We start from the raw sequence: 9,476 nt of genomic DNA, 5'->3' as shown, positions 1-9,476 counted from the left end.
TACAGACTCTGGGCCACGCCATGCCGCCGACATACCTCGCTGATGTTGGCACCGGGCATCATGCCCTCGAGCACGATGTTCATCTTCTCGTCCACAGTCCACTTACGTCCTGGCATCACAAACACCTCTACTTCATCTTAACCCATCCCTTCTGTCTGGGTTGACTCTGGGGCAAGTATAGAATGACAACGTTACCGACAACCACCTCATCTCCATCTGCTACACCCTTGAACGGAAAATTCACTGGGGCAGATTCGTGTAACACGTATTCTGCACCCGTTTTTTCAGCGAGCGCTCGGCCACCGGAAACATGATCCGCATGCAGGTGCGTATCAAAGACGTAAGTGATCTGCATTCCCAACTCCGTAGCTTGGCGGACATAGAAGTCCACGTCCTGAATCAAGGGATCAACGACAACCCCTTTACCCTTACCACCGCAACCAAAGAGGTACGATGCTGCAATAGGTTCTGTATGGAGATACTGTCGGAAAATCATTGATATCCTTCCTCCTATTTGCCTCGATTTTACTTCCGCCCAAATTAACCGGCGTACAAAATTATGCCTACGCACACTCTTCCGAATCCCGCTTACTGATGCGTGGGATGCAGCTCGTTCCACTCCCGAACGCCTTCCTCCAATCGAAAAGCCTGAAATCCCTGCATTCTCAACAACTCGATTGCCTGTATGGCATATACACAATATGCGCCTCGGCAATACGCAACAATGTCTTTGTCACGTGGAAGGCTAGAAAGTCTCTTTTCAAGCTCCGTAATGGGAATGGAAATGGCACCAGGTATGTGACAAAAGTCGTATTCTTCTTTAGGTCGAACATCAATCAAGGTGATATCTCCCGATTGCAGTCGGGATTCTAACTGTTCAATAGACAGGGGCTCGGGAAACTCCATGTTCCTTGTTAGCTCTTCTCGTAATTGATTTACCTCTGCCAGAATCTCTTCGCCCAAATCCTCAAGCAATAACAACAATTTGGTAGTAGTTCCGCTAGACAATCGGTAAATCGCATACGTGCCGTGTTTTTCAAAACAAACCATTCGTGCTTGTAGCAGAATCTGCAAGTGTTGTGAAACATTTGCCACACTCATCTCAGTCTCCCGAGCCAATGTCTCGACCGTCTTTGGCCCTTGGGACAAGAGTTCAAGAATCTCTAGGCGCTTTGGACTGGAAAGTGCCTTACCAATTCGAGCGAACTGACTATAAATAGCATCTTTCCATGCTCTCGTATCGTTGTTCGACATAAAGCCACTCCTACACTATTCAATTGAATACTTGAATTATAAGATGGATATGTGCCCTCGTCAACCAATGTTCCTTGAAGAGACTACAGAGGCCATCTCCCGAGATGCTCTGCCACTTTGTTACCATATACAGATCACAAGGAGGACACCACAGCTCCACCTATCGCAGAAAGAAGCACAACCACCCACGGTGGGACTTTCCAAATCACCAGCAATCCAAACGCCGCAATGGCTAAACAGAAATCGACTGGGGTTTTGACGGCACTCGTCCACACCGGATTATACAAGGCAGCTACCAGAATTCCGACTACCGATGCATTGATTCCCATCAGCACAGACTGAAATCCCGAATGACGCCGCATGGCGTTCCAGAAAGGAAGTGCCCCGATGACAAGCAAGAATGCCGGCAAAAATATCGAGATGAGTGCGAGTGTAGCTCCAAGTATTCCGTTAGGACGTGGGTGCATCACAGCTCCCAGGTATGCCGAAAAAGTGAAGAGTGGTCCTGGAACCGCTTGAGCAGCGCCATAACCGGCCAAGAATTCACCGTTCGTCAACCAACCTGGTGTCACCACAGCATTTTGAAGCAGTGGCAACACAACATGACCACCACCAAACACCAATGCACCTGCACGATAAAAGCTGTCAATGAGGGCAAGGGTTTGGCTATGAGTCACCGACCTGAGCATCGGAAGCACGATGAGAAATGCAAAGAAGAGCACCAATGAAAAGATGGCTGTCTTACGCTCAATCGGAACACGCATAGGTGGGGCATCACTGACCTGCCGTTTGAAAAACAACAGCCACCCAACGACACCCGCAAGGACAATAATGAGTACCTGGATGAAGGCCGTTGGCCAGACTAAAGTCGTTATTGCAGCCAAGATCGCTATCGTACCACGAGGCTTGTCAGGTGCGAGTTTGGTGGCCATCGACCAGACAGCTTGCGCTACCACTGCCACGGCCACAATCATCAGACCATGAAGCCACCCAGCATGTTGAATATTTAGTCCCTTCAAAACGTAAGCGAAAACCACCAGTGCAATGGCCGAGGGCAGCGTAAATCCTACCCAAGCGGCCAGCCCTCCAAGCAGCCCTGCACGTTCAATGCCGATAGCAATTCCGACCTGGCTGCTTGCTGGGCCAGGCAAGAACTGACAGAGCGCAACCAAATCAGCGTAGCTCTGTTCGTCAACCCACTTCCTACGTTTCACGTATTCCTCGTGGAAGTAGCCGAGGTGAGCAATCGGTCCGCCGAATGACGTGAGGCCAAGCCGGGTACACACCTTCAACACTTCAAGTACAGAACCAGTGGTTTTAACGTTTGGATCAACGTCATTCACACGAGCTGCCTCCTTTTGCAAGGAACCTGGGCGTACTTATGACTCTTCAGCTTCCAAATTCTATTCATCCGATGATGTGTCTTCCATCACCTCTGATACGAGTTCACGGATTTTCGCTTTGATGTTATGCAGTGCTTCTCGGCCAGCCGGGGTAATGGTGTAATACTTACGCACCTTCCCTTCGACTACACGGTCCTGTCGCTTCAAATACCCCCCTTTCTCAAGACCGTGTAGAACGGGGTACATCGTTCCTGGTCCAATTTCATATCCATGACGTTTGAGTTCCTCCATCATGGCAACACCGTAAATCTCTTCGTGGGCTGCATGATGGAGAACGTGTACTTTCACAAACCCCAATAGAAAGTCTCGTACAATTCGCTCATTATCCGATATCATATTTCGATATTACAAGCCGATATCATGAGCGTCAAGGTCAATTCGATAGCTCAACCAGCAACACGGTTACGATTCGTTAAGCGCTGTTCCGCCCTGGCTCATGTACCCGCTTTATCGTCCCATTCAGCGAACTCGTGCTTGTGACAGTTTGACCTATTTCGACCCGAGCAGCATGACTGTTACACCGATGAGGCAGATCCCTGCCCCACTTCGCTACAACCCATCCCCAAAGCACGGACATCACAATGAACACACCACCGTAGGCCGCATAGACTTTTCCAAATGACGAAAACTCCTGTCGGGTGGCTACCACGCCGTACAAAAAGAGAATGAACCCACCGACAACGCCGACCCACGTTGGCTTCCCGTTTAGCAACCAGAGCCAAACGAGATATCCCCCACCAATTTCCGCCAATCCAGCGATGACAAACAGCATGTAAGCTTTGAGCATCTAATCACCCCCGTTCAGCGATAAGAGTCCGCATCCTTCAAATCAGGATACGGACTCCCGCTGTGAACAACTACTCGTTCCTATCCATCTCAACCAGATCGCCTCCCGGCAGTCCAGTGCTGAGTGCTAACCCGATCCTTCAATTCGATTTTACTCTGGCAGTTCGTCGAGCAACGCCTGAATCCGATCCCGAATGGCATCCCAGACCTCCCGAAACTTTGCCTGGATCTCTTCTTCCGTTCCCGTCGCCTTGGTCGGGTCCTCAAATCCCCAGTGCAGGCGCTTCACATGCGGAGGTGTCATCGGGCAGCGGTCATTGGCATCTCCACACAAGGTGATCACATAGTCTGCCCGTTTTAGCAGCTCCGGATCAATCAATTTTGAAGTGTGGTGCGAAATGTCCACCCCGGCTTCCTTCATGGCTGCCACGGCACGAGGGTTCAACCCATGAGCCTCCACACCGGCGCTGTGGACTTCGATTCTGTCCCCGCCAAGGTACCTTGCCCATCCTTCCGCCATGTGACTGCGGCACGAGTTCCCCGTGCACAGAAAGTACACAATTGGCTTCGTCATTTCCGTCAACCTCCCCTCTTAAGCCCCCGAATGCTCTCGCAGAAAAGCGTGCTCAAGAATGCACGGCGAAAGTGCGGTTGATACAAATGGATGTGCAAAATCTACAATTCGACGATGACACATTCGATTCCGTGGTGTCGACTTGTGTTTTCTGTTCCGTCCCTGACCCAATAGCCGGGCTTCGGGAAATCCGTCGGGTCCTGAAGCCTGAAGGACGCCTTCTCATGATTGAACACATGCTGAGCGATCACTTTCCCATTGCCATCGTGCTTCATATCCTCAATCCGTTCACCGTTCGCATGACAGGGGCGAACGTCAACCGCAGGACAATGGATAACCTCCGTACGGCGGGGTTTTCGATTCAAGAGATGCGGTTTATTGCCTTCTCAGATGTGTTTCGCCTCATCGTAGCAGTTCCGAACAAACACCCCTAAAAATGGGGTTCCATTCTTGTTAAACCACATCTTATCGGTTTTTTCATCATCAGCTCAGGGCACGAATCCAATTACCCTTCTTACGATAGAGAGCAAACAGGATAGCCCGTAGTGCATTGTCCCCGGCGATACTCGCCCACACCGCAGGAAGTCCAAATCCTAGTTGCCATGCAAATAGATAGACCCCGAGTGTTCTTACCACCCATATGCCGATGGTCGTTACAATCATCGGGTATTTGCTGTTTCCACCTGCCTGAATCGCTGACGTATCGACCAGTACAGCCGCCAAAAACGGCTGGGACACGATATCAATTGCCAACACGATAGTCAGCAAATGGATAACTCTTTCATTATGCGTGAAAAGTAACCCAAACCAAGGGCTTGTCGCACATAAGAGAGTTGTCACCGCCGTCATGAGTAGCGCTGACTGGATGTAGCTAGCTCTGCGATAGGCCAGCGCTTCTGATTCATTTCCACTCCCTATCGCCTGTCCAATGGTCGTTGTGGCTGCCGTGGCAAACCCGCTGCCAATGGTGTAGGCGAAAGTAGCGATTGTCCCTGCAATGTTGTGTGTGGCATACACATCAACACCCATTCGCACGATAAGCCCAAAATAAATGACTTGGCCGAGCCTCATCGACAGCCGTTCAATTGCAGCAGGAATCGCAAACCGAACCATACTGGAAATCAGTGCTGGATGAAATACAAAATCCCTCCTTCTCAACCTTAACGCATCGACCCGGCGAGACTTCATCCACAGGCGGGCGGAGGCGTACACTCGAGCGAGAATCATCGCCCACGCCGCACCAGTAATCCCCCATGCCGGAATCGCCCCAATACCGAAGATGAGAATGTAATCCAATATGACGTGTAGCGCATTCATCTCGAGCCCGACACGAAGCGGTGTTTTGGTATCGCCGGTTGCACGGAATGACGCCGATTGAGCAGTAAACAGTGCAATCAACGGTGACAGACCCAGAACCGTTCGGAAGTACGGGAGAGCTGTCTGTTCAAGTTGACCGTGTGCTCCCATGATGTGTAACAGAGGAACCGCAAAGACCACGGAAATAACACCCAACACCGCACCGATTGCCACGCCGATAACAACTCCATGCCACACAGCGGATCGGCCACGTTCAAGATCTTTAGCCCCGATGGCCCGTGACAGGAATACCGATAAAGCGGAAGATATGGCGATAAATACACCAATGTACGTCATACTGTAGACGTTTGTGACACCTACTGCATCAATCGCTACAAGGCCTAGTTTTGCGATAAAAAATGTATCTACGACACCAAGGAGATTCTGTAGATAGGCCTCCCCGATTGCCGGGAGCGCAATAGATAACACACGTCTTCCGGGTACTGATAGTTTCAGCAGTACCATCCTCTCAAATGAATTTCACCACGGATTGTGCAATGCTTGGTTAATCATCATGACCCTATCGAATGTAATGGTCGAGGGCACTTTGCAAATCCTTCAACACCTTGTCCAGGTCCTTGTGATCTACAGCAGATACGACACATTCCTCCAAATGGTCCTTTAGAATGACCTTTGCCACGCCATCAAGAGCCTTTTGGACGGCGGCGATTTGAATCAGCAATTCAGAACAGTCTCTACCCCCGTCAGCCATTTCCTTAACAGCTCGTATATGTCCCTCAATCCGTGCCAATCGATTCACCACTTGTTTTCGTTGTTTGTGTGGATGGTGATGATCTTTCATCAGCACACCTCCATGCAATGAATAATATCCCCCCAGGGGGGATATATCAACCGACAGTTATTCATCGTGAATGGCCTTATGCGCCTGTATTGTACCCCGATTAAAAATGCCAGGGTGGTTACAAACCTACGTGGAACCACCCCGACAATTGATGTATTTACGTCAGTGTTCTCGCCAGTCCTGAAGAACTACGACTGCCTCATGCTCTTCAACAATCTCATACTGTTGAGGATGACAATGATGGCTGCACCTGTGTCACTTACGACCGCCCCCCACAACGTGAGCCATCCTGGAAAAATGAGTAGTAATGCGAGAAATTTTATGACGAGAGAGAACGAGACATTCTCTTTGATGATTCGCAAAGCCCGTTTACTGACCTCGATGGTGTACGGCAATTTTTCCAGGTTGTCAGACATAAGCACGATATCCGCAGTTTCCATGGCGGTATCTGTACCTGCTCCACCCATGGCAATACCTACGTTCGCTGTTGCAAGCGCTGGTGCATCGTTGATACCGTCTCCAACCATGGCAATGATGTGGCCCTCGTCTTGTATGTGTTTTAATGCGTTGACCTTATCCTCGGGTAAGAGTTCAGCATAATAACGGTCGACCCCCGTTTGATTGGCAATCCTTTTCGCAGTCCCTTCGTTGTCCCCCGTAAGCATGACAACCTGGCGGATCCCCATATCTTTTAGTGACTGAACGGTCCAAGCGGTTGTTTTGCGAACGGTGTCAGCAACGGTGATGAAGCCATGAATTTGTTGTCTCGTACCTACAATCACAATGGTATTCCCTTCGTCTTGCAAAGATTGTATCTGCTCTTCAATTTGTTGAATTGGGGCACCGACTTCCTGAAATAAACTTAGGTTACCGGCGAAATACTCCACGCCATCGACGATGGCTGTGACGCCCTTCCCAACGATATTACGAAACGACTCCCCTTGAAGTGCATCAATCTTCAAGGCCTGCACGTGTTGAACAATCGCCGAGGCAATTGAATGAGTCGAATGCGCCTCCAACATTCTTGCAATCGCAAGCAGATGTTCTTTCGTGGTTTCTAACGAAAACACCTGCGAAACTTTCGGTTTACCTTCTGTCAGTGTCCCTGTCTTATCAAATGCGATTGCCGTTATTTTGCCAGCCGTCTCGAGGGCCGTTCCACCTTTGATCAATACGCCGTTTTTCGCAGCGTTTCCAATAGCAGATACAATTGCAACCGGTGTAGAGATAACTAAGGCACACGGACATGCGACGACCAATAATTCCAAACCCTTGTAAACCCACCCAATCCACGTCCCGAATCCCATCAATGGAGGGATAGCCATAACGAGCAAAGCCAAGATAAAAACGACCGGTGTATAGACACGAGCGAACTTATCGACAAACGCCTGTGTCGGTGCTTTCTTTTCTTGCGCTTCTTCAACCATATGGATAATGTGGGATATGGCACTGTCCCCGGAAAGCTTGGTTACTGCAATCTCTAAAGAACCATTCTCGTTGATCGTTCCAGCGTAGACCGGATCTCCAACCTGCTTGTCAACTGGAATCGACTCCCCAGTAATCGGAGCTTGATTGACACTAGACGTGCCTTTTACGACTTCACCGTCCAAAGGGATTCTCTCCCCTGGTTTTACGACGATCACATCACCGACTCCAACATTTTCTACAGGTTGACGTACGAGTTCCGAACCCACTTTCACCCATGCTTCAGGCGGAGTAAGACTCATTAAACTTCGGATTGAGTTTCTTGTCTTTTCGATGGACTTATTCTGTAGTACATTTCCCAAAGCAAACAGCCAGACAACGCTGGCACCTTCGGCCCACTGACCAATGATAGCGGCCCCAAGAGCAGCCATCGTCATCAAAACATTCATGTCCAACGAACGACTGCGCACCGCATAATAGGCGTTTCTTGCTGGTTTATACCCCCCAATGACCATGCAAGCCGCAAACAACCCAATCGGTACAATGGGAGGAAGTGGTAGATACGTCGAAATAAGCCCAAGTGCCAACAATACACCGGACAGCACAATCAGCGCATCGCCGGATCGGCTACGACCACTTTCTGCAGCAACCGGGCGGTTCTCATTCATTAAAGATGCCCGATACCCTACCTTTGCGACCTCTGAAACGATATCCTGAACGCTATTGTCATGTTCAATAATCATTTTGCCGTTGGAAAAGTTTACAGCCACCGTCTTGACACCCGGAACTTTCCGTAGGTGGTTTTCAATCGTCCTCGCACATGCTCCACAGTCCATACCCTCGATAAGGTATGTCCTTGTCCTTCCCTGCACAATAGGCTCCACGGCATAACCAAGCTTTTTTACTTGAGCCGGGATTTGCTCAAACACGGCTTTGTCGTTACCGACTACCCGCATTTTTCCTGTACTATAATTTACAACGACAGATTGAATGCCTTGTAACTGCGTCAAGCTCTTCTCAATCGTCTTAGCGCAAGCCGGACAGTCCATTCCATAAACCCTATATTCGTGGTGTTCGCCATCTCTATGTGAAATTCCGTACCCCCCGTTGGATCGATTACCATGTTCATGGGTGTCGCCGCAGCACGGTTCCCCCCTTTGTTGTGTCGGTTGACAGCACGAAACCCCGTGTGATTGTTGCTCGGCACAACAACCACCCGAACAGCATTCACTTTCGCTGGTGGTAGCCGGGGAAGAAACGTCTACATTCGGTTCGCTATGTTCCTCACATCCACAACAGTTATCCGCTGTATCTTTGCTATCTGCACAACATCGAGTCGCTACAGAATTGTCTCGTTGAGCACGTGCAACCTGAGTTTCGTCCTTACAGCATTCGTCATTACGGCTACATGTGGTCGAAAGGGTATTTGTGGAGACCGATTTACAGTTCTCCGGAGCACAACAGGTATGAGGTGTTCCCACCATCGCCTTTTGTTGTTGGTCTGACATGCCCAATCACTCCTTCCAACCAACGCAGTCGTCTTCGCAGCTCTCTACTTCTGACGCAACGTGCGACAACACAACATCAAACATACGAAGCAGTTCTCTGATTTGGTCGTTGCGCAAGGAGTAATACACAAACTTTCCTTCCTGGCGACCCACGATAATTCCACATCCCTTTAGGCATTTCAGGTGCTGAGACGTTAAAGTCTCAAGTAGTGGTGTAAAATGCGTCGTCCACAATTGACGACGAAGCCACCGTGCGTGTCTACTAGAGTGTGGCGAAACAAACTAGTAGGAGGAACGCAACGATGGCTTCTGTCAATAGCTTCGCAGTTCTTGAGTGGATTCGCAAGCTCCAAGGCGTGGAAAATAAC

At 49.7% G+C, this 9,476-nt stretch carries 9 protein-coding genes and 3 pseudogenes; 1 reads left to right on the top strand and 11 read right to left on the bottom strand.

The window, feature by feature from the left end; genetic code table 11:
• From BM357_RS20825 to arsC, 7 genes and pseudogenes are all read right to left on the bottom strand, one after another.
• The coding region (locus BM357_RS20825; protein WP_139234767.1) for a transposase at positions 1-116 on the bottom strand (116 nt) is incomplete at its 3' end.
• A gap of 11 nt (positions 117-127) precedes the next feature.
• On the bottom strand, positions 128-496 hold the full coding sequence (locus BM357_RS17950; RefSeq protein ID WP_074956689.1) for an MBL fold metallo-hydrolase: 369 nt from the start codon (positions 494-496) through the stop codon (positions 128-130).
• Positions 497-588: 92 nt separating this feature from the next.
• Entirely contained in the window at positions 589-1,254 is a 666-nt protein-coding gene (locus tag BM357_RS17945) for an ArsR/SmtB family transcription factor (protein WP_074956687.1), read from the bottom strand.
• A 134-nt stretch (positions 1,255-1,388) separates the two neighbouring features.
• Positions 1,389-2,597 carry a chromate transporter gene (locus BM357_RS17940; RefSeq protein WP_074956685.1) on the bottom strand — a complete coding sequence of 403 codons (1,209 nt, stop codon included), beginning with the start codon at positions 2,595-2,597 and terminating at the stop codon, positions 1,389-1,391.
• A gap of 60 nt (positions 2,598-2,657) precedes the next feature.
• Complete coding sequence (locus BM357_RS17935) at positions 2,658-2,945, bottom strand: PadR family transcriptional regulator (protein WP_245784090.1); 288 nt, start codon at positions 2,943-2,945, stop codon at positions 2,658-2,660.
• 201 nt (positions 2,946-3,146) lie between these two features.
• A pseudogene (locus BM357_RS17930) lies at positions 3,147-3,444 on the bottom strand (YnfA family protein).
• A 150-nt stretch (positions 3,445-3,594) separates the two neighbouring features.
• On the bottom strand, positions 3,595-4,017 hold the full coding sequence (gene arsC, locus BM357_RS17925; RefSeq protein WP_175511584.1) for an arsenate reductase (thioredoxin): 423 nt from the start codon (positions 4,015-4,017) through the stop codon (positions 3,595-3,597).
• Between arsC and BM357_RS20555 the strand changes: the two genes are divergently transcribed.
• Complete coding sequence (locus tag BM357_RS20555; RefSeq protein ID WP_083430668.1) at positions 3,945-4,451, top strand: methyltransferase domain-containing protein; 507 nt, start codon at positions 3,945-3,947, stop codon at positions 4,449-4,451. The genes arsC and BM357_RS20555 overlap by 73 nt on opposite strands.
• A gap of 49 nt (positions 4,452-4,500) precedes the next feature.
• Here the strand turns inward: BM357_RS20555 and BM357_RS17915 are convergent, their stop codons facing one another.
• From BM357_RS17915 to BM357_RS20395, 4 genes and pseudogenes are all read right to left on the bottom strand, one after another.
• A complete protein-coding gene (locus tag BM357_RS17915) occupies positions 4,501-5,838 on the bottom strand; it encodes an MATE family efflux transporter (RefSeq protein ID WP_074956677.1) in 1,338 nt (445 codons plus the stop codon).
• Positions 5,839-5,893: 55 nt separating this feature from the next.
• The gene (locus tag BM357_RS17910; RefSeq protein WP_074956675.1) at positions 5,894-6,175 is read right to left on the bottom strand and encodes a metal-sensing transcriptional repressor; all 282 of its coding nucleotides are present in this window, start codon (positions 6,173-6,175) and stop codon (positions 5,894-5,896) included.
• 188 nt (positions 6,176-6,363) lie between these two features.
• Positions 6,364-8,928: pseudogene (locus BM357_RS17905) on the bottom strand (heavy metal translocating P-type ATPase); the annotation flags it as partial.
• 186 nt (positions 8,929-9,114) lie between these two features.
• A pseudogene (locus BM357_RS20395) lies at positions 9,115-9,300 on the bottom strand (ArsR/SmtB family transcription factor); the annotation flags it as partial.
• Positions 9,301-9,476 lie beyond the last annotated feature (176 nt).

Origin of the sequence: Paenalicyclobacillus macrosporangiidus, from assembly GCF_900116805.1 — a bacterium.
GTDB classification, from domain to species: domain Bacteria; phylum Bacillota; class Bacilli; order Alicyclobacillales; family Alicyclobacillaceae; genus Alicyclobacillus_H; species Alicyclobacillus_H macrosporangiidus.
Note: the sequence above shows the minus strand (reverse complement) of the source record. Positions and strands in the feature narration are given on the sequence as shown.